Origin of the sequence: Comamonas sp. Y33R10-2 (genome assembly GCF_019355935.1) — a bacterium.
Taxonomy (GTDB): domain Bacteria; phylum Pseudomonadota; class Gammaproteobacteria; order Burkholderiales; family Burkholderiaceae_C; genus Comamonas.
This window is the reverse complement of sequence record NZ_CP079925.1, coordinates 3,187,615-3,207,332: the sequence shown is the minus strand read 5'-3', so window position 1 is coordinate 3,207,332 and position 19,718 is coordinate 3,187,615. Positions and strand designations below refer to the sequence as shown.

The following is a 19,718-nucleotide window of genomic DNA, read 5'->3' as shown; positions in this document are numbered from 1 at the left end:
CTGACAAAGCGGCTTTTCCCGCAAATTGCCTCGGTTTTCTCACTCAATATGCCTCATATCGCTCAAGTTCGCGGCACCTGCCCGCATGACTGCCCCGACACCTGCGCCCTCATCACCACCGTTGTTGACGGCACAGCCATCAAGGTTCAGGGCAATGCAGAGCATGCACACACCGGCGGAGTGCTCTGCGCCAAAGTCAGCAAATACACAGAGCGCACCTATCACGCAGGCCGTGTTCTGCAGCCGCTCAAACGAAGCGGCCCCAAGGGCAGTGGCCAGTTCACTGCCGTGAGCTGGGATGAGGCTCTGAGTGATATTGCCCAACGCCTGCACCGCATTGCGCAGCACAACCCCGAGGCCATTCTTCCCTACAGCTACGCCGGCACCATGGGCATGGTGCAAAGCGAAAGCATGGACCGGCGCTTTTTTCACCAGCTCGGCTCAAGCCTGCTGGACCGCACCATCTGCGCCAGCGCTGGCAGCGAGGCGCTCACTTACACCTACGGTGGCAAGCTGGGTATGCGAGTGGAGTTTTTTGCCGAAAGCCGACTTATTTTGATCTGGGGCAGCAACAGCATTTCCAGCAATCTGCACTTCTGGCGTTATGCGCAAGAGGCCAAGCGCAACGGTGCAAAGCTAATTTGCATAGACCCGCGCAAGAGCGAAACCGCTGACAAATGCCACGAGCACTTGCAACTTCTGCCCGGCACCGATGCCGCGCTGGCACTGGCGCTAATGCATGAGTTGATCGTCAACGACTGGCTCGATCACGACTATCTGGCCCAGTACACACAAGGATGGGACGCTCTCAAAGAAAGAGCAATGCAGTGGCCGCCAAAGCGGGCAGCTGAGGTTTGCGGCCTGACCGTGGAGCAAATCCAATCACTGGCCCGTGACTACGGCACCAGCCAGCCAGCCGCCATTCGCCTGAACTATGGCATGCAGCGCGTGCGCGGCGGTGGCAATGCCGTGCGCGCCATTGCCTGCTTGCCCGCCTTGATTGGCGCTTGGCGCAACCGCGCCGGCGGCTTGTTGTTATCAAGCTCCAGCGCCTCACCCTTCAAACGCGCTGCGCTGCAAATGCCTGAGCTATTGGGAGATCGCCGCCCGCGCTCTCTCAATATGAGTCAAATTGGCGATGTACTGCTGCGCAAGGGCGATGCAAGCTTCGGCCCGCAGGTACAAGCCGTGGTTGTCTACAACAGCAACCCTGTGGCCGTGGCCCCAGAATCAGCCAAAGTGGCCGCAGGCTTTGCACGCGAAGACCTGTTTACCGTGGTGCTTGAGCACTTCATGACCGACACGGCCGACCACGCCGACTATGTGCTGCCCGCCACGACCCAGCTAGAGCATTGGGATATTCATGGCAGCTACGGCCATACCGATGTGCTGCTCAACCGAGCCGCGATTGCGCCAGAAGGACAGGCGCGGAGCAATGCGCAAATCTTTCGCGATTTGGCGGCGCACATGGCTGCACTTGACCCAGCCTTTGCCGCGCCTCATTTCTCAGAATCAGATGAGACGCTATGCCGCACAGCCGTTAGACATACCGCTATTAATTTTGAAGAACTGATGGAACGCGGTTTTGCGCATATTCCGCTGCCAGAAGCACCTTTTGCACAAGGCGGCTTTGCCACACCCTCAGGCAAATGTGAGTTTGACAACCCGGCGCTGGCCGCACTCGGCATCAGCACCTTGCCTGACTATGTGCCCAATTACGAGCCGCCAACGACCGAGTACCCGCTGGCCATGATCTCGCCGCCCGCGCGCAACTTTCTCAACAGCAGCTTTGCCAATGTGCCTAGCCTGAGCCGCATGGAAGGCAAGCCCATGCTGGAGATGCATCCCGAAGACGCCGCCGCACGCGGCATTGCCGATGGCGATGTGCTGCGCGTCTTTAATGCCCGCGGCGAGCATATCTGCCACGCCAGCATCAATGGCCGCGCACGTCTGGGCTTGGTGGTGGGGCTGGGTATCTGGTGGCGCAAACAGGGGCTCAACGGCACCAATGTAAATGAGTTAACGCACCAAAACCTCACCGACATTGGCCGTGCGCCCTGCTTTTACGACTGTGCGGTACAGGTTCAGCGAATAGGGCCTGCCTGACGCACCCCGTATCGTGGTTGACCATGAACAGGGCACTAGCCCGAGCAACCATAATGCGAGCAAGTACTCAATGAACATGTGACAGGGGACTGTCCGCCCTGAAGTTCAGGACCCAAGACCTCTGCGTCACCGCAAGACATACTGTGAAGAAATCCTCCATCTGGCGCCGCAGCCTCGCGCCCTCCCGGTTTGACCTGCTGCGCCTGATCCTCGCTCTGACCATTGCCAGCGCGCTGATTCCGTTTATCAACACCTTCTACGCCGGCTATCTGGTGCAGCGCCAGCAGTTGATAGACACCACGCTCGAAGGCCACCACGCCTACTCCACCAAGCTGGCCAAGAGCACGGATGACTTTCTGCGCTCAGCCCTGCAGCAATTAGGGTACAGCGCTCAGCTCATGGCCTCTCACATGCAGAGCCCCGAGTATCTGGCTAACGAAGCCCAACGCCTGCGCCTGCAGACCAAGAGCTTTAACTCCGTGACCATCATCGACCCCACGGGTTATGTGCTGGCAACCTCACCCGAAACCTTGCAAATCAAGGGCAAGACGCTGCAAAGCGCTGGTGTGGTGGAGACCCTGACCCAACGCGGCCCGGTGGTCAGTCAACCCTATCTGTCCGTCACGGGTAACTACATCGTCTTTATCTCGCAGCCTATTTTTAGCGCTGACGGGCAATACCTCGGGGCTGTGGGCGGAAGCGTCTACCTCAAGGAAGACAATATTCTCGACACCCTGCTGGGCTCGCACTTCTACCAAGACGGCACTTACGTCTATGTGGTGGACAAGAACAAGCACATCATCTACCACCCCGACAGTCATCGCGTAGGCGACACGATCATGAATAACGACGTCATCAACGCCGTGATCAAAGGGGAGTCTGGCACAGCCACCGTGTTCAACAGCAAGGGCGTGGAAATGCTGGCGGGCTACGCCATCATTCCCGTCGCCGGCTGGGGCATCGTGGCCCAGCGTCCCAAAGCCACCACGCTGGCGCCGCTCAACAAGCTGATGGGCGCCGTGCTCTACAAAACACTGCCTATTGCGATCATCATGCTGCTCTTTATCTGGTGGAGCGCACACCGCATTGCCAGCCCGCTGCGCCAGCTAGCCAATGGTGCCCACGATATGGACAAGCCTGATACTGCGGAAAAAATTCAGGCCGTCAAATCTTGGTACTTCGAGTCTTATGAGCTGAAAAAAGCCATGCTCAAGGGCTTGAACCTGCTGCAACGCAACATCACCAAACTGCGCGAAGACGTCAACACCGACCCGCTGACCAAGCTAGGCAACCGCCGCCACTTGGAGGCCGCTGTGGCCGCCTTTGAGGCCCAGGCGCTCAGCTTTTCTGTGATTGCCATCGATATCGACCACTTTAAACACATCAACGATAGCTTTGGCCATGAAACCGGCGACGAAGTGCTCAGGCAACTGGCACACACCATGCGCGGCGTCTCCCGCGCCGGCGACGTTGCCTGCCGCGTGGGCGGCGAAGAATTTTTGCTGCTGCTGCCCGGCGCGCAGCTCGAAGCTGCAGCCAACGCCGCCGAGCGCCTGCGCCAGCTGGTGGAGGTCATGGAGATCCCACAGGTCGGCAGCATCACCATCTCGCTGGGCGTGGCGCAGTGGCCGCAGAGCCATGACGACATCAAGACCGTCCTCCAGCAAGCCGATGCTCTGCTCTACAGCGCCAAACGCGCTGGCCGCAACCGGGTAGCCGTCAACGGGGTTGAGTCATTGCCAGAGAGCTGATTAAAGAGCGTCCAAGACCGCCCCAACCTCATACCCATGCAAACAGGAGACATCGCGCTTCATCGCGTCTCCTTATCCTTGGGTCCCATGCCTTGCTGCTGCACGCGGCGCGCTTGCTCAACACGCTCTCGCTCTTTGCGGCGGCATGCATTGCAGCGCATGGCACTGGCAAAGACGGAGCCCTTGGCCACCTCGTACCACCACTTTTGCTGAGTCGCACGCCAGACTTCTTCACTGGCGCAGTCTTTGCAGGTAAACGACTGATCCGCATAGCAACCGCGTGCGACAAAGTCCGGCACACCATAGCTATTGAAGGGCGCCAGCAACTCGGGGTTGCAAGGCGCAGTGCCCAACGCTGTGGGCTTGGGCACTGCCGCCGCCCTTGCCGCACTCTGGCTGGCCCGTGCCGTGCGCTGGGCCTGAATTTCCGCCTTGCGTTGCTTGCCACTTTTCATAGCGCGCTACCTTACTCCATCACAAGATAAACGCCCAACCGCCCACTGGGGCGTCCACACCTTCTCCAACCAGACCTTGCCTTTGGCCATGTCTACAACTCATGCACGAGCAGCGACAAGCGATGCAGCGAGACATAGCGGGTGCCGCGCCGTGTGCATTCACGCAGCAGGCCTTCCTGGGTAAATCCCGTGTGGGTCAATAGCTTGATGGAGGCTTGGTTATCGGGCTCCACATAGGCCACCACACTGTGCAGCGCCAGTCGCTCAAAGGCCCTGGGCAACCACTGCCGCAGCGCGCAGCGCATCACGCCCTGCCCCCAATGGCTGGGCAGCAGCCAGTAACCCAGCTCGGCACTGTCACCATCCTCGTCGCGGTCATAGACGCCAATGGCCCCAATCAACTTCCCCTCCATGCAGATGGCTTGCCACCAGGCATCCCCTTCCGATGTCTGCACGGTGTACCAGTCCAATTGCTCGCTGGCAATGGTCTGGGCATCGGTATGGGGAGTCTCCAGCCCATAGAACTGCGTGACCTGAGCGTCCCCCATGGCGATGGCAATGGACGGAAGGTCAGAAGCTTGAAAATCGCGAAACTGCAAGGAGGTGGGCATGCACCATTATCAGCAAGCGCCCACCGAAGCCTTGGGGAGTGATTTGCGGCGGCCTTTGCACAGATCTTTAATGGCCTCAAAGCACAACGCTAGCACTCATCAATACATAGCAGCCAGCCCATGCATCACATGGACTTTCGACTGTTTTTCATGAAAAAGGCCCGATCATCTCGGGCCTTTTTTGGTATGCGGATTGCGCTTAATCCAGCTTCACACCAGCAACCTTAATCACCTCGCCCCAGCGCTTGGCTTCAGCCCGGGCCAGTTGGTGGAATTGTTCAGGCGTGCCAGGCAGGGCTTCCATGCCGAAATCGGTCATGCGCTTGAGCACATCAGGGTCTTGGAAGGCTTTTTGCAGATCACCATTGATGCGCTGCACCACTGCTGGCGGCATGTTCTTAGGGCCCAAAATGCCTTGGAAGGCATAGACCTCGGAGTCTTTCAAACCCAATTCGGCCAGCGTGGGCACATTGGGCAAGTTAGGCACGCGCTTGGCCGTGCCAATGGCCAAGGCTCGCACCTTGCCAGACTGAATCAAAGGCAGACCCGAAGCCAAGTCCAAGAACATGCAAGGCACTTGCCCGCCCATCACATCGGCAGCAGCGGGCGCTGCACCTTTGTAAGGGATGTGGGTCAGATGGGTGCCTGTGCGGCTTTTGAACAGCTCCATGGCCAAATGGTGGGGTGAGCCATTGCCGGGCGTGGCGTAGTTGAGCTTGCCGGGGTTGGCCTTGGCGTAAGCCAAAAACTCTTTGAAATCCTTGGCTTCAAAAGCCGGGTTCACCACCAGCGCCATTGGGAAGCGGCTGATACCGCCGATATAGGTAAAGTCCTTATCGGGGTTGAAGGGCAGCTTGCTGAACAGGTGCTCATTGAAAGCCAAAATCGCGTTGTCTGCCGACATGATGGTGTAACCATCAGGCTTGGCCGAAGCCACCATCTGCCCGCCAATATTGGTCGAGGCACCGGGGCGGTTATCAATCACGATGCTCTGCTGCAGCGTCTTGCGCATGGCTTCGGCCAAGGTGCGGGCCAGCACATCGGTGCCGCCACCCGGTGGGTAAGGCACAACCCAGCGCACAGGATTGGCGGGCCATTCCTGCGCCATGGCAAAGGGGCTGGCTGCTGCAGCCGAAGTGGCAGCCACAGCGGCTAAAAATTGTCGACGGTCCATCATTTGTCTCCTCAGGTTTATGTTTTGGGTGATGAAGTCTTGGTATCTCTTCGCAAAGCTGCTTGCTCTATTTTTTCATAGCAGCCTGTGCTTATCTTTATTTGGCTTCCATGCTTTTGATGAGCTTTCTGTGATCTGAAGACGGCATGAAATCTACGCGTTCCACTCGATATCCCTTTTTGCGCAGCAACTCGGGCAAACCCACAGGCCCCACCATATGCAATGCGCCTACTGCAGCAAATACGGTCTTTCCTTGGTCCAGCAGCGCCGCAATACCGTCGGCCATGCCGGGGTTGCGGTCATCAATCAAGCGCTTGAGCTGGGCTCGCTCGCGCTCTGTATTGGCGCAATCGCACCAGTCGGCATAGTTCTCCAGCTTGCGCGCATTGCCGCTGGCCCACACCTGCGCCAGCAGTTGCATCATCTCGGGCGCCATGCCGCCCTCTAACTGCTTGAGTCCATCGCTCACGGTTTCGGCAATCTCTACCGGGTCATCGGACACCAGTTCTTTGAGCTGAGCCTGTACGGACTCCAGCCCTGTAATCGGTTTGCCCAGCGCATGAGCCATACCCGCCAGCGTGATGTCTACGCCGTACTCTGCATTCAGCCCTTGCCGGCTGCCAGTTTTGGCGAGCAAGCCCAGCACCTGCGCCTCAGGCCTCATTGCTGCCAAGTCTTCAGCGCAGGCCAGCTTGAGCTGCTTGGCTAGTCGCTGCTTCAAGTCTGTCGCCAGAGGCGGTGCACTCGCCTGAGCCTTCAAGCCTTGGAGTAACTCTTGACCTACGCTGGGATCTAGCAAGTTCAACTCTAGCGCCAGCTGATCTGCCCCCTGCACAGCGCGCAAAATGCTGCGCCCCGGAACCATCCATTCGCGCTTACCCACATGAATGGTGCCGTAGAGCCAACTGGCACGCGCGCCGTTCGCTTTGCTATCCGTCACCCGCCAAAGCATGCCTCGGTCTTGCGCTTGTGCGGCCAGCACTTTTAGCTCCGCCTCTGTGGGCATTTGCGGCTTGACCGGGCAGGTGATGGCGGCCGCTTTGCCCCCCAACTTCACGCCATGCGCAGGCGATGCAGCCAGAGCAAACCCAGACGTACATGCTGCGGCCAGCGATAGGACAAGAGTCAGCGCCTGAGCCAGCAAGGGGCGCCTCAGCGCAAAGCAAGCAGGTTGATGGTTCAACAAAGTCTCAGACCTTGGAGGCATCAGCCACAACAGTTTCGGCCGCGTCACCATTGCCACCGGGCGGCGCAATGTTCTGATCAATCGCACCAAAAATGCTTTGACCGTCTTTGCCCTTCATCTCGATGCGAATGGTGTCGCCAAACTGCATGAACTCGGTCTTGGGCGCGCCGTCTTGAATGGTTTCTATGCAGCGCTTTTCAGCAATGCAGCTATAGCCCTTGGGCCACTCCATGCGCTTGTCTTTGCCCTTACCAGTTTCCACACCGCGATTGCTCACCGTGCCGCTGCCCACAATGGAGCCTGCGCGCACATTGCGGGTCTTGGCGATATGGGCAATCAACTGGCCGAAGTGGAAGGTCATGTCCTCACCGGCATCGCACATGCCCACCTTGCGGCCATTCCAGCTCGATTGCAATGCGAGGTGCAAGCGACCGCCCTTCCAAGCGTCGCCCAACTCGTCCAGCGTCACCGCCACGGGGCTAAAAGCGGTGGCGGGCTTGCTCTGAAAGAAGCCAAAACCCTTGGCCAGTTCATTGGGGATCAGATTGCGCAGGCTCACGTCGTTGACGAGCATGACGAGGCGAATATCGTCCAGTGCATCCTTGGCGTCGGTACCCATGGGCACATCGCCGGTGATGACGGCAATCTCGGCCTCGAAATCAATGCCCATGGCCGTGCTGGGCACGATCACATCGTCGCAAGGGCCAATGAAGTCATCGCTGCCGCCTTGATACATCAGCGGGTCGGTGTAGAAGTTTGCCGGCACCTCGGCATTGCGCGCCTTGCGCACCAACTCTACGTGGTTGATATAGGCCGAGCCATCGGCCCACTGGTAAGCGCGTGGCAGTGGCGCCATGCAGCGCTGCGGGTCGAACGGGAAGGCATGGCGAGCCTTGCCCTGATTGAGTTCATGCGCCAGATCTTGCAGCTGGGGCGCCATATAACTCCAGTCATCGAGCACCTGCTGCATGCGGTTAGCAATGCCGGTGGCATAACAGGCCTGACTCAGGTCGCGCGACACCACAACCAACTGCCCATCACGCGAGCCATCCTTATACGTTGCCAACTTCATGCTCTATCCCTCTGCTTTGCTTATGTTGCTGGCACAATGCCTGTCAACGCCAGTCAAAATTATGATTGGTTAAATTGATTTAACTAAACAAAATACGATTCTATTGCAATGGATAAGGAACGCGCAGGAATTCAGTCGGTCGAAGTGGGTTTCACCCTCATCGAAGCCCTGGCACAAGCCAGCGGCCCGCTGATGCTCAAAGATGTCGCCGCCGCCGCAGGGATGAGTGCGGCCAAAGCTCACCGCTATTTGGTCAGCTTTCAGCGCATAGGCATGGTGAGTCAGGACGCACGCAACTCGCGCTATGACTTGGGGCCTGCTGCGCTAAAGGTGGGCCTGACTGCGCTGACCCGGATCGATCCGGTGCGCCTGGCCCGCGAGCGTATTCCCGAGCTGATCGACAACCTGCGCCATACGCTGGCGATTGCCGTCTGGGGCAATCACGGCCCCACCATCGTGCACTGGGAGGAATCGACCCAGTCGATCACCGCCAACCTGCGTTTGGGAGATGTGATGCCCATGCTGGCCTCGGCCACGGGCCGCTGCTTTGGCGCATGGCTGCCGCGTGAAGTCACATCGCCGCTGCTGGAGCCCGAGATCGAACGCGCTCGCAAAGCCAAGCGTTTGGATTTACCACTGAGCCGAGACGCCGTTACCGCCATGCTGACCGAAGTGCGCGAACGCGGCGCGGCGCGTGTGGTTGACTCCATGCTTCCCGGCATCGCCGCCATTTGCGCGCCCGTCTTTGATGCCTCTGGTCACATCGTGCTGGGGCTGATGACCTTGGGTTCACTGGCCACATTCGATTACGAATATGGTGGTGCGATAGATGCGCCGCTACAAGCCGCCGCCCTTCAGCTCTCCAGCGATCTAGGCTGGCGCGCCACAGCCAGCGCCGAGTAGACCCACCTGCTTTAAGTAACTCCTTCCCCCATGGGCCAAGCCACTCAGCCTCATCAGCCCCGCACCATCCTGATCCCCGTTGCCGGCGTGGTGCTCGTGGCCCATGCACTGGCGCTGTGGGGTCTGCCCAAGCTGAACCCGCCCAAGCCTGCAGATGCGCAAGTCGTGATGGAGACTCGCGTGCTGGAGGCACCGCTGCCGCCACCCGCCCCCACGCCACAGCCTGCACCACTGGAGCCTCAACCGACTCAGACTCCAGTACCAAAACCCAAACCACGGCCTGCGCCTAAACCCCCAACTCCTGCACCAGCGCCCACTGCAGCACCTGCCGAGCCTCAATTAGAGTCAAATCAACCTCTAGCCGAAGAGATACAAGGACAGGCAGCTCCTGAAACAGAAGCATTAAAAGAAACGCCTGCTGAGCCACCTGCTCCCACTCCACCGCCAGAGCCCATCTCCGAGCTACCCGAGGCCAATAGTGCAGGCACAGCTTTGCCGCTTCAAGTCACCCCCGCTGGCAGCGCACCACTGCCGCCGGGCACGGTGCTGCCGGTTGCTCTGCCCAACTCGGCCACGTTGGAGTTCAATGCATCCGGTCAAGTCAAAGGCTTTCAGTACTCCGCCGGAGCGCAGTTGCAGTGGCAGCATGACGGTCAGTACTACAGCGCCCGTCAGTCCATTAGCATGTTCTTGCTGGGCGAGCGCTCTCAGACCAGCGAGGGTTTGATAACACCCCAAGGCCTGCAGCCGCTGAACTTCAGCGACAAAGGGCGAAAAACCCAGTCCGCTGCCTTTGATGTGGCGAATGGCAAAGCCCATTTCAGCGGCGGCACGGCCGATGCAAGCATTGCCAGCGGCGTGCAAGACCGGCTCAGCGTGTTTTTGCAGCTCTCCGCCCTCATGGCTGCGCAGCCCGATAAATACCCACCCGGCACGCTGATCGAAATGACTGCCAGCAGCGCCCGCTCAGCCGCCCGCTGGCAATTTCGCGTGGGCCCAGCTGAAGCGCTGGACTTGCCATTTGGCAGCGTCATGGCTTTGCGGCTTGACAAGCTGCCCGGCAAAAGCAGCGGCGACCAACGCGGCTCCGTCTGGCTAGCACCCGCCATGCAATACTTGCCGGTACGCATCAAACTGACCCAAGCTCAAGATGACTTTGTCGATTTGCAGCTAAAAAAATACACGTCAGCACCGCAGTAAGCGCCGCCAAGCCTGTTGCCTGCAAGGCAAAGAGCCGCGCACTGGCTCTCTAGACAAGGCCCCACCTACTACCGCAAGCGAAAGCCGGGCCTGCACAACGGTGCCTAATCCATGGAATACTGTGATCAGGTGCCAAGAGCAGGCATTTCCACCTTGAAATGCGGCATCCTGTCGCCATGTTTATGGCTGGCATGCTCATAACGGAAATATAGGGGGAACACCATGCAAATGCTTTATGACTCGGAATCCTTTGCGGTGCTCCATTTGCGTCCTGATATGGAAGCAAACGTTCCGGCGGGAACCACGCCCGCCAAGGCCGAGCGTGAACACCAGTTGCCACGCCACGGTTTTGAAATCGTGGACAAACGCTCAGGCAAAGAGGTTTATCTAGACGGTTCTTGGGCCGAAATGTTCCAAAAAACTATTCTTGCTTGGCAGCAAGACGCGCCCACCGAAGAAGAGGTGGAAGAAACGCTAGACAAGTACACCGGCCTGGCCCAGCAACCGGTCATAATCCACTAAGCGATCAGCTTAAAAACAAAAGCCACTCATTCAACTGAGTGGCTTTTTTCTTGGTTCGTGCAGATACGATAAGCACTTACAGCTATGCTTTTTGCATCTTCCGCATCAGCCAGAGCAGCAGACTACTCAGCGCCATGCAGGCTGTAAAACCCAGCACCAGCCCTGCCCCACCTAGTGTCAGCCAGTAGCCCCAGTCCACACCCGTCTCTGGGCAATGAATCTCGCATTGCGCGTTGTGCTGCCAAGACACCCACATGAGTGCGCCGCCCAGCAGCAGCCCAAGCAAGGCGCTAAAAACAAGCAACAAGCGCAGATCTTTTTTCATGCGCTCATCGGCACAACTGCATCTCGCAGGGAACGCCATCCTTGTCACCGTCCATCTTGGTTCCGGGGCAGTTACGCAAAAAATAAGTGGCTTCTTCGCAAGAGCTCATCTGCGAGCAATGCGTACGGCCATCACATTTAAATTTTGAGATACTTGCACCCATATCTACCGCACGCGGCCTTGGCTCGGACAAGAGCAATGCCGGAGCACTCTCTACGCTGTGCGCCAGCTTTCGTTTCCCATCAAAGTGCGTATATGCCTGCCATGTACCAAAAGCTACAACCGCCCAAAATATCAACCTGAACACGATGCCCCTCCTGTTTTTATCTATCTAGGAACGAAGATCGTACCAATATTCAGCACTTTCACCATCTGCCCATTGTTGAAAAAAGAGGTGCCTTGCGCTGAACAAACTCCCGCCAAGGCACGACAATAGCTGGGAGGTTGGGGCTAATACCCCGTTGCCTCGCATCAAATTACGGTGGGCAAAGCCGGTGCGATTTTCTGAGGTACGAAGCCATGCCCCGTCTTTCAAAACAGGACTGGTCAATATGTGGACTTTTTCGCAGGCGCTTCCTCGCCCTATCTTCAAACCTCTCATTCTTGCCTCCGCCTTGCTGCTGGGCGGCTGCGCCCATCAAAGCACAGAGCTGACTAGCAATGCCCAGTGGCAGCAGACGCTGGCCAATTGGTCAGGCGCCCCCGCCATCTTGCTGGGTGAGCAGCATGACCAGACATCACACCACCAGTGGGAAGCGGCTACTGTGCGCCATCTGGCAGCGCAGGGGCAGCTTGCCGCCTTGGTCATTGAGATGGCACCTGCAGGCGGTGATACCCGCGCCCTGCAGCCCGGTGCCAGCGATGAAGAGGTGAAAAACGCACTGCTGTGGGCACAGGGCGGCGGCCCCGGCGGCTGGCCTTGGAAGGACTATGGCCCTATGGTGATGGCCGCTGTGCAAGCTGGCGTGCCTGTGCTGGGCGGCAATTTACCCCGCGCCCAGATGAAGCAGGTCATGGGCGATGCCCGTTATGACAGTCACCTGCCTACCGCCGGCTGGCAGTTGCAGCTCGATGCCATCAGGGATGGGCATTGCGGCCTGCTGCCCGAGTCGCAATTCACCCCCATGGCACGCATTCAGCTGGCGCGCGATGAAGCCATGGCCAAAGCGATCACCGCAGCACAAAAAGCGGCCAAGCCCGGCCAGACCGTGCTGCTGATTGCAGGGCGAGGTCATGTGCGCAGCGATATTGGCGTACCCACCTGGTTGGCCCCGGAATTCACGCCAAAAGTAGCTATAGCCCAATCAGATAAAGCACTAGAAGCTATCAATATGAAAGCAGACAAGCTTCTGACTCTGGCGGGATCCGCCTCTAAAGATCACTGCGCAGAGCTTGGCGCACAGTGGAAGAACAGGGCTGCGCCCAAGCCCTGATTACACGAATTAAAGCGGCAACGGTGAAGCATCAACGGCTAACCACCAGCGACTGACGCTCAAATCATCACATGCTCGGTGGCAACTTCAATGTCCACCAGCGGCAAGCCATCACGTGCTTTTTCCAACAGGCGCGTGAAGTCATCTACAGGCACCGGGCGGCTGCATAAGTAGCCTTGGAAGTAGTCGCAGCCTTTTTGCTGCAAAAACTCCAGCTGCTCGCGTGTTTCCACACCTTCGGCCAGCACTTTCAAGCCCATGGCATGACCCAGTGCAATGACCGAGCTGCTGATGCTCATATCGTCAGCACTATGGGGAATGTCGCGGATAAAGCCTTGGTCGATTTTGAGAATATCGAGCGGAAAACGCTTGAGGTGAGCCAGTGAGGAGTAACCCGTGCCAAAGTCATCAATGGCCAGACGCAAGCCCAGACCACGCAGGCGAGTGAGTACATCCAGCGTGTCTTCGGGCTTTTCTGCCAGCGCGCTTTCGGTGATTTCTAGCTCCAGAAATTCCGCAGGAAAGCACGACTCCGCCAGCACCTGATTGGTAGCCCCCACCAAATCGGTGAGCAAAAATTGCTGCAGCGAGACATTCACGGCAATCGTGAGATCGGGTAGACCCGCTTTTCGCCACGCTTGGCCTTGGCGACAAGCCTCGCGCAGCACCCACAGGCCTAGCGGGCCGATGATGCCCGAGCTTTCTGCCACAGGAATAAAGCGCGCCGGGGAGATCAAGCCTTCTTCTGGGTCCTGCCAGCGCACCAGCGCCTCAGCGCCGATCAGGCGACCCGTGTGCAAATCAATTTGCGGCTGGTAGTACAGACGCATATGACCCAAATCCAGCGCACGACGCAAACGCGCTTCTAGCTTCAGGCGTTCTCGCGCGGCCTGTGTCATATCCTCATGAAAAAAGCACCATGCGTTAGAGCCGCGGCTCTTGGCCCCATACACCGCGGCATGGGCGGCTTGCAGCAAGTCGTCAGCAGTCTGCGCATGCTCGGGGTACAAGCTGATACCCGCGCTTACGCTGACCACCACAGACAAACCATCGGGTGTGACCCAAGGTTTGCCCGCCGCAGCCATCAGGCGCTCTGCCATATCGACCGCAGCTTGACGCCCCGTCAGCAAAGGGGCCACCACGCACAATTCATCTCCAGACAGTCGGCCAATCATGTCACCGCTGCGCAAGGCGGCTTGCATCTGAAGCGCGACATGCCTGAGCACCTCATCGCCTATAGAGTGACCATAGCTGTCGTTCACATCCTTGAAGCGATCAATATTGAAGAAAATGACCGCCATACCTGCGCCTGTGCGCTGAGCGTCCGCCAGCGCTTCCCTCAGCATGAAGGTGAACTGCGCACGATTGGGCAGGCCAGTCAACACGTCACGATGCTCGAGAAAGTCCAGTTGCTGCTCACGCTCTTTCTCCGCCGTAATATCGGTAAACATACAAACGTAGTGCGTCACCTGATCATTGGCATCCTTGACTGCGCTCAGCGACATGCGCTCGGGAAAAACTTCCCCATTCTTGCGACGGTTCCAGATCTCGCCCTGCCAGTGCCCGTGAGCATGCATTTTGGCCCACAGGGCTTCATAAAAAGCCTTGTCGTGATGGCCGGACTTAAACATGCGCGGGGTTTGGCCCAGCATCTCTTCTTCGGTAAACCCCAGCAGCCGTGTAAAAGCGCGATTGACCGAGAGAATGCGGCTGCGCGAATCGGTGACCACCACGCCCTCAATGGTGTTGTCCACCACGGTGGAGGCAAGCCGGCGGCGCTCATCTTCTTCACGACTGGCAGTCTGGTCAGACAGCAGGCCTGAGATACGCAACAGTTGGCCATCCACATCTTTATGGGCCAGACCCCGGGCACGAAACCAGCGGTACATGCCGTCAAAGCACAGCAGCCGTGCCGATACGACCAGCTGGCTGCCCTGAGCTAAGGCCTGATCGAGCTGCTGACGAACAACAGCCGCATCTTCAGGGTGAAGGCGCTTGCGATAGTCAAAGTCATCGGCCAAGTTTTGGCCCTGATACTTAAGCAAGGCGCTCATGCCCGAAGAAAAATTCAGGCACTGCTCCTGCGCATCCCACTCCCACACGCCGTTGCCACTACCTTCCAGCGCCATGCGCAGCATCGTTTCACTACGCACCATAGCCTTGCGTGCGTTGACCATTTCACTCAAGTCTTGCAGCACGCAGACCAAGGCAATGGGGCCATCGACACCAGAATCAGCCACGCGGCTGGTGGTACACAGCACGGGCGTTACCTTGCCTGTATTGACATTGACGCAGCTGCGCAGCACTTGAAAGTAATGCGTGCGGCCGTCGAGCAAGCGCTCCAGCTGCAAGGCAATCTCGTCTTTATCGTCAGCAGGCACTAACGCACGAAAATCCTTGCCATACAGCGATTGCGTCGTGCAGCCAAGCCAGCCTGCCAGTTTGGGGTTAGCCCAGATGATTTCAGCGTTGCTGACATGCACGCGGGCCATGCCTGCTGGTGCATAGCGCACGATCAAGTCCAGCTCCTGCGCTGTTTCACGGCTACGCTGGTCTGCCTTTTGCTTGTTGCGCATAAAGCAAAAAGCGACCAGCGCCGTTACCAGCAACCAAACAAGAAACAAGCCCATCTGCCAAGGCAAGGACTGGCGATTGAGTGATACCCCAAAATAGTCAAGTACGCTTGCCTGCGCGGCCAACCACATCATTCCCGCACACACATAGAGAGTGACGACCACCCAAGGTGTGAGGCGAGAATACCCCCCATCGCTTTTCATGAATTTCCTTTGTCCGCAGAGTACTCGCCTTGCTGCGACAATTGCCGAGCTATGACCCAAGCCTATATTTTGACTTTATCTTGCCCAGACCGTCTGGGTCTGGTGCACGCCGTTTCGGGATTTTTGCTCGAGCAAGGCGGCAATATTGAAGAAGCAGCGCAGTACAACGACACCGTAACTGGCCTGTTCTTCATGCGCGTGCAGTTTGCCTGCGACAGCAAAGAGCCAGCCGCCCTTAAAGCATCTGTCGCCGAATTAGCTGATCAATATCAAATGCAGTGGAGTTTGCACTCCAAGGCAGAGCGTATGAAGACCGTGATCATGGTCAGCAAAGAAGGCCACTGCTTGAACGACCTGCTGTTCCGCTGGAAGTCGGGCCTGCTGCCTATCGAGATCAAGGCCATCGTCAGCAACCACCGCGAGTTCTATCAGCTCGCCGCCAGCTACAACATCCCCTTCCATCACATCCCCGTGACTGCTGCAACCAAGGCCCAGGCCGAAGAGCGTCAGTTCGAGATCATTCAGGAAGAAGGCGCAGAGCTGGTCGTGCTGGCCCGCTACATGCAAGTGCTGTCCAACGACCTGTGCAAAAAGCTGGCTGGCCGCGCGATCAATATCCACCACAGCTTCTTGCCCAGCTTCAAGGGTGCCAAGCCCTACTACCAAGCGCACGATCGCGGCGTTAAGCTCATCGGCGCTACGGCCCACTATGTGACAGCCGATCTGGACGAAGGCCCGATCATTGAGCAAGACGTGGCCCGCGCCGACCACACTGACACCGTGGAAGACCTCACGGCCCGTGGCCGCGACACCGAGAGCCAAGTACTGGCCCGCGCTGTGAAATGGCACAGCGAGCGCCGCGTGATCTTGAACGGACACAAGACCGTCGTCTTCCGCTAACCCCCCAACGTTGGGACTTTGCATGACTCACAGCCCCAGCGCCTTAAACAGCATCACCGCCCGGCGGATTCCGCCGATTCAATGCTTGCTGACTTTTGAGGCTCTGGCGCGGCTGCGCTCAGTTACGCAAACGGCAGAGGAGTTGTGCGTTACGCCCAGCGCCGTCAGCCACCGTGTCAAGCAGCTCGAGCAATTGCTGGGCGCGCGCCTGTTTGGCCGGGCAGATTTTTCGCTGACCACAGATGGCACAGCCTATCTGGCCCATGTGCGCGAGGGTCTTGGCGCACTACAGCGCTTTCCCGGTGCAGCAGCGTCGCCAGGGCGCAGACGCCTGAAATTGGCCGTAACGCCTACCTTTGCGCGCTCAATCCTGATCCCCCGCCTGCGCCAGTTCACCGAAGCCTACCCGGAGATCGACATTGCGCTGCAAGTGTCGATTCCGCTGCTGGACGTGATTGGCGAAGACGCAGACCTGATGGTGCGCTTTGGCGCCGGCCACTATGCCGATGTGGAGCACTTCGAGCTGGCCTGCGACACCGTCACGCCACTGGCATCGCCCAGCTTTGTGCGTGAGCATGGCCCATTCGAGCGCCCCGAAGACTTGGAAGGTATGCCCCTCTTGCGTAGCCCGCTGGAGCCTTGGCGCACCTGGTTTACCGCCACGGGGCTTGACATGACAGAGCCCAACGAAGGCTCGCAATTCAACGACATTGGCCTGATGTGCGACGCCGCCGCAGCCAGCATGGGCATTGCCCTCGTGCGCCACAAGCTGGGCGCGCCTTGGCTTGAAAATGGCACGCTGGTGCGACTCTTCGACATCGATGCCCCCAGCCCGCACGCCCACTACCTGTGCTGGAAGACCGGCATCATGGACCGTTGGGAATGCGCAGCCTTTGCCGAGTGGCTGCGCAAAGCCATGGGGTAATGCAAAAATCCGGCGCCAGCGCTGCGGATAACCTAGGGTCTGTTGAGAATTGATCGAAGATCGCGTTGCGGCGGCAAGGGGTTGGATGCAAGGCGCACGCCTGCAGCAAGGCTCATGCCTTGCAAAGGTGGGCAACGCCGCAGGCAGCCCCTTACCGCCGCAACCCGAAGGGAAGGAGGCAGGCCGGCCGCCACTCGTCGTTGCACTCCTTGTGCGGGATAGCACCCGCACTGCGTCGCACGCCTAGATTGGCAACCGGCCTGCCTCCTTCGCGACTCCGAGCAAATCTCAACAGACCCTAAATGGAGCGATCTCATGAACGCGCAGCCTCGGATTTACCCCGGCATTGATCAAAATCAGGCCCTTAACAGCGAATCTTCCTCCCTGCTCATCCGCGCTCTGGCCGGTACGGGAAAGACCACCACGCTGGCCATCAAGGCTGCGGATCTGATCCACACCAAGGGCGCGCGCAGCGTGCTGATGCTGGCCTACTCAGACGCCGGCATCAAAGCCATTGCAGCGCGGCTCACCCGCTTCACCACCTTGCAGCCAGAAGACCTTCAGCTCCTAACTTTGGAGCAACTGTGCGCGCAAATAATCAGCGAGCAAGGCGACCCCGTGCCCCTGCTTGCTTCGGGTCTGGAAAAAAATCTACTCATTGAGCAAGCCTATAAAGCGCTGACGCAAAGAATAAAACGACATGCGCAAAGCGAGCCTCCCGAGCTGAGCGACTACTTCGCCCGCCCGCTCGATATAAGCGCCTTTTTAGCCTTTGAAGCGCAGGCCAAGCAGCGCATGCTGGAGCGCAGCATCGATGACAGCGGCCTTGCCGCTTTGGACTATTGCCGCGAAAACGCTTTGGACTACGGCCTGTACCGACTGCTGCAAAGCTATGAGAGACTGCGCTTAGGCCCTACCCAAGAGCCGCTGTTCTATGCGCCCGGCGACTGCACCTATGCGCTGGCCTGCCAAATCGCGGCGCTGGACTTTGATGCCATCTTTCCCCTGCTGCATCAGCGCTTTGACGCCGTTCTGTTCGACGAACTGCAAGACCTAGACGAAGCCGCATTACTGGTGCTGCGCCATCTGGCACGCGGCAACGGCCGCTTCATCGGCGTGGGCGACTTTAATCAAAACATTCTGCCGGGAGCTTCCTGCATCTTTGGCGACAGCGCCCAGCGCATTCTGCAAGAGCTACCTGCCGATACCGCTCAGGTCACACTGAACACCACCTACCGCTTTGGCCCAGTCATCTGCCAAGAGCTTAACCAACGCTTTGGCGTGAAGTTTGACGCCCACTACCCCAACGCCACGGCGGGGTTTGAGCACCGCTTTGGCGATGATGACAGCTGCGCTAGGCAGTTACTGGATATTCATGCCGCAGTGGCCGGCCTGCCTCATCAACCCCAAGATCGCCCTGCAGCGCTACACATCATCTTGCGCTCCAGCGAAGACTCGGTGCTGCTGGAGTGGCTGTTCTCTCACGAAGGCGTGCACTATGCCTGCAAAGGCATGCAGCGCTTTTACCAACGCCGCGAGATTGCCTTGGTACTGGCCATGCTGTGGGCCATGAAAGGCTGCAGCGGCGACGCACTGCTTACGCAAGGCATCTTAAATAGCGCCGCAGAAGGGCTGATGCGCTACGTGCGCCACGCCAGCCCTCCTGACCAAGACCTGCTGGCCAACGGCCTATTCGATATGCAAGCGCTAGGCGATACCCCGCCAGAATCCGACACCCGCCGCATTGCCTCTGAACTCATAGGCCAGCAGCAAGCTATGCGCCGTTTCTTCGCTAGCATCCTCACGCCAGGCTCTGCCGCGACCAAACTGCTGGCACTGCCTGCCGATCAATGTGCCGATGCGGGGCAACTGTGCCAGCACCCTTTGCTGCGGCAATTCTTCGCCCAAGCGCCTATCAGCCAAGAGGAGTTGCGCCAGTGCCTACGCAGCTTGCAAGCGCTGTCGCGCATCTGCACCGGGCTTTCTGTCGATGAATTTTTGGGCCGCCTCAGCCTCATGGTTCAGTCCAGCATTGTCCAACACCAGCGCCAAGAAAAACCCAGCTTGCAACTGCTTACCGTGGAGCGCAGCAAAGGCCATGAATTCGAATACGTGGCCGTGCCCTTCGTCGATGCCAGACATTTTTCATCCAACGCCAGCGACTCGCAGCGCAACATGCTTTACGTCGCGATGACCCGCGCCAAAAAGCGACTGTGGGTCTTGGAAAGAAGATAGGCCCGCTCGCTCCAAGCGCAGTTATCTAAAATTCAGGCAAAACAGGCTCAGGTGCTTATATTAAAAAGACCAATAGCTATTATTTAATGAGCAAACTCGCGCTTTATCGCAAGCATTTCAAGCAAGCTTGCAATAAAGCTCAC

At 58.4% G+C, this 19,718-nt stretch carries 17 protein-coding genes; 9 read left to right on the top strand and 8 right to left on the bottom strand.

Annotated elements, in window-relative coordinates; all coding sequences use genetic code 11:
- Positions 1-48: 48 nt before the first annotated feature.
- Complete coding sequence (locus KUF54_RS14430; RefSeq protein ID WP_219343463.1) at positions 49-2,106, top strand: molybdopterin-dependent oxidoreductase; 2,058 nt, start codon at positions 49-51, stop codon at positions 2,104-2,106.
- Between the two features lie 143 nt (positions 2,107-2,249).
- Positions 2,250-3,857: a sensor domain-containing diguanylate cyclase gene (locus KUF54_RS14425; protein ID WP_255576135.1), complete on the top strand. Its 1,608-nt coding sequence runs from the start codon at positions 2,250-2,252 to the stop codon at positions 3,855-3,857.
- A gap of 59 nt (positions 3,858-3,916) precedes the next feature.
- Here KUF54_RS14425 and KUF54_RS14420 read toward each other — a convergent pair whose 3' ends face one another.
- The 5 genes from KUF54_RS14420 to KUF54_RS14400 form a co-directional block, all read right to left on the bottom strand.
- Entirely contained in the window at positions 3,917-4,312 is a 396-nt protein-coding gene (locus tag KUF54_RS14420; protein ID WP_219343462.1) for a zinc-ribbon domain containing protein, read from the bottom strand.
- A gap of 92 nt (positions 4,313-4,404) precedes the next feature.
- Positions 4,405-4,923: a GNAT family N-acetyltransferase gene (locus tag KUF54_RS14415; RefSeq protein WP_219343461.1), complete on the bottom strand. Its 519-nt coding sequence runs from the start codon at positions 4,921-4,923 to the stop codon at positions 4,405-4,407.
- Positions 4,924-5,122: 199 nt separating this feature from the next.
- Complete coding sequence (locus KUF54_RS14410; protein ID WP_219343460.1) at positions 5,123-6,097, bottom strand: tripartite tricarboxylate transporter substrate binding protein; 975 nt, start codon at positions 6,095-6,097, stop codon at positions 5,123-5,125.
- Positions 6,098-6,194: 97 nt separating this feature from the next.
- A complete protein-coding gene (locus tag KUF54_RS14405) occupies positions 6,195-7,280 on the bottom strand; it encodes a TraB/GumN family protein (RefSeq protein WP_255576134.1) in 1,086 nt (361 codons plus the stop codon).
- Positions 7,281-7,287: 7 nt separating this feature from the next.
- Complete coding sequence (locus KUF54_RS14400) at positions 7,288-8,355, bottom strand: fumarylacetoacetate hydrolase family protein (protein ID WP_219343458.1); 1,068 nt, start codon at positions 8,353-8,355, stop codon at positions 7,288-7,290.
- A gap of 108 nt (positions 8,356-8,463) precedes the next feature.
- Here KUF54_RS14400 and KUF54_RS14395 point away from each other — a divergent pair, with 108 nt between their 5' ends.
- The 3 genes from KUF54_RS14395 to KUF54_RS14385 all read left to right on the top strand — a co-directional run bounded on the left by KUF54_RS14395 (position 8,464) and on the right by KUF54_RS14385 (position 10,980).
- On the top strand, positions 8,464-9,258 hold the full coding sequence (locus KUF54_RS14395) for an IclR family transcriptional regulator (protein WP_219343457.1): 795 nt from the start codon (positions 8,464-8,466) through the stop codon (positions 9,256-9,258).
- A 30-nt stretch (positions 9,259-9,288) separates the two neighbouring features.
- Entirely contained in the window at positions 9,289-10,458 is a 1,170-nt protein-coding gene (locus KUF54_RS14390; RefSeq protein ID WP_219343456.1) for a DUF3108 domain-containing protein, read from the top strand.
- 222 nt (positions 10,459-10,680) lie between these two features.
- Positions 10,681-10,980, top strand: coding sequence for a DUF3567 domain-containing protein (locus KUF54_RS14385; protein WP_219343455.1), 300 nt, complete (start codon positions 10,681-10,683; stop codon positions 10,978-10,980).
- An 82-nt stretch (positions 10,981-11,062) separates the two neighbouring features.
- On the opposite strand, the gene KUF54_RS14380 is transcribed toward KUF54_RS14385, so the two are convergent.
- Together KUF54_RS14380 and KUF54_RS14375 are read right to left on the bottom strand one after the other, a co-directional pair.
- Positions 11,063-11,305 carry a hypothetical protein gene (locus KUF54_RS14380; protein WP_219343454.1) on the bottom strand — a complete coding sequence of 81 codons (243 nt, stop codon included), beginning with the start codon at positions 11,303-11,305 and terminating at the stop codon, positions 11,063-11,065.
- 4 nt (positions 11,306-11,309) lie between these two features.
- A complete protein-coding gene (locus KUF54_RS14375) occupies positions 11,310-11,468 on the bottom strand; it encodes an excalibur calcium-binding domain-containing protein (protein ID WP_219343453.1) in 159 nt (52 codons plus the stop codon).
- Between the two features lie 388 nt (positions 11,469-11,856).
- Here KUF54_RS14375 and KUF54_RS14370 point away from each other — a divergent pair, with 388 nt between their 5' ends.
- Positions 11,857-12,738, top strand: a complete 882-nt coding sequence (locus tag KUF54_RS14370) for a ChaN family lipoprotein (RefSeq protein WP_219343452.1) — start codon at positions 11,857-11,859, stop codon at positions 12,736-12,738.
- Between the two features lie 59 nt (positions 12,739-12,797).
- Here the strand turns inward: KUF54_RS14370 and KUF54_RS14365 are convergent, their stop codons facing one another.
- Complete coding sequence (locus tag KUF54_RS14365; protein ID WP_219343451.1) at positions 12,798-15,515, bottom strand: GGDEF and EAL domain-containing protein; 2,718 nt, start codon at positions 15,513-15,515, stop codon at positions 12,798-12,800.
- 51 nt (positions 15,516-15,566) lie between these two features.
- Between KUF54_RS14365 and purU the strand changes: the two genes are divergently transcribed.
- From purU to KUF54_RS14350, 3 genes are all read left to right on the top strand, one after another.
- Complete coding sequence (gene purU / locus KUF54_RS14360) at positions 15,567-16,415, top strand: formyltetrahydrofolate deformylase (protein ID WP_219343450.1); 849 nt, start codon at positions 15,567-15,569, stop codon at positions 16,413-16,415.
- A gap of 22 nt (positions 16,416-16,437) precedes the next feature.
- Entirely contained in the window at positions 16,438-17,340 is a 903-nt protein-coding gene (locus KUF54_RS14355) for a LysR substrate-binding domain-containing protein (RefSeq protein WP_219343449.1), read from the top strand.
- A gap of 315 nt (positions 17,341-17,655) precedes the next feature.
- Complete coding sequence (locus tag KUF54_RS14350; RefSeq protein ID WP_219343448.1) at positions 17,656-19,575, top strand: UvrD-helicase domain-containing protein; 1,920 nt, start codon at positions 17,656-17,658, stop codon at positions 19,573-19,575.
- Positions 19,576-19,718 lie beyond the last annotated feature (143 nt).

Bases quoted from the DNA above. Each gene is read 5' to 3' on its own strand.
- purU (WP_219343450.1), top strand. From the start codon at position 15,567: ATGACCCAAGCCTATATTTTGACTTTATCTTGCCCAGACCGTCTGGGT.
- KUF54_RS14365 (WP_219343451.1), bottom strand. From the start codon at position 15,515: ATGAAAAGCGATGGGGGGTATTCTCGCCTCACACCTTGGGTGGTCGTC.
- KUF54_RS14430 (WP_219343463.1), top strand. From the start codon at position 49: ATGCCTCATATCGCTCAAGTTCGCGGCACCTGCCCGCATGACTGCCCC.
- KUF54_RS14400 (WP_219343458.1), bottom strand. From the start codon at position 8,355: ATGAAGTTGGCAACGTATAAGGATGGCTCGCGTGATGGGCAGTTGGTT.
- KUF54_RS14420 (WP_219343462.1), bottom strand. From the start codon at position 4,312: ATGAAAAGTGGCAAGCAACGCAAGGCGGAAATTCAGGCCCAGCGCACG.
- KUF54_RS14390 (WP_219343456.1), top strand. From the start codon at position 9,289: ATGGGCCAAGCCACTCAGCCTCATCAGCCCCGCACCATCCTGATCCCC.
- KUF54_RS14385 (WP_219343455.1), top strand. From the start codon at position 10,681: ATGCAAATGCTTTATGACTCGGAATCCTTTGCGGTGCTCCATTTGCGT.
- KUF54_RS14380 (WP_219343454.1), bottom strand. From the start codon at position 11,305: ATGAAAAAAGATCTGCGCTTGTTGCTTGTTTTTAGCGCCTTGCTTGGG.
- KUF54_RS14410 (WP_219343460.1), bottom strand. From the start codon at position 6,097: ATGGACCGTCGACAATTTTTAGCCGCTGTGGCTGCCACTTCGGCTGCA.
- KUF54_RS14415 (WP_219343461.1), bottom strand. From the start codon at position 4,923: ATGCCCACCTCCTTGCAGTTTCGCGATTTTCAAGCTTCTGACCTTCCG.
- KUF54_RS14350 (WP_219343448.1), top strand. From the start codon at position 17,656: ATGAACGCGCAGCCTCGGATTTACCCCGGCATTGATCAAAATCAGGCC.
- KUF54_RS14370 (WP_219343452.1), top strand. From the start codon at position 11,857: ATGTGGACTTTTTCGCAGGCGCTTCCTCGCCCTATCTTCAAACCTCTC.
- KUF54_RS14395 (WP_219343457.1), top strand. From the start codon at position 8,464: ATGGATAAGGAACGCGCAGGAATTCAGTCGGTCGAAGTGGGTTTCACC.
- KUF54_RS14375 (WP_219343453.1), bottom strand. From the start codon at position 11,468: ATGGGTGCAAGTATCTCAAAATTTAAATGTGATGGCCGTACGCATTGC.
- KUF54_RS14355 (WP_219343449.1), top strand. From the start codon at position 16,438: ATGACTCACAGCCCCAGCGCCTTAAACAGCATCACCGCCCGGCGGATT.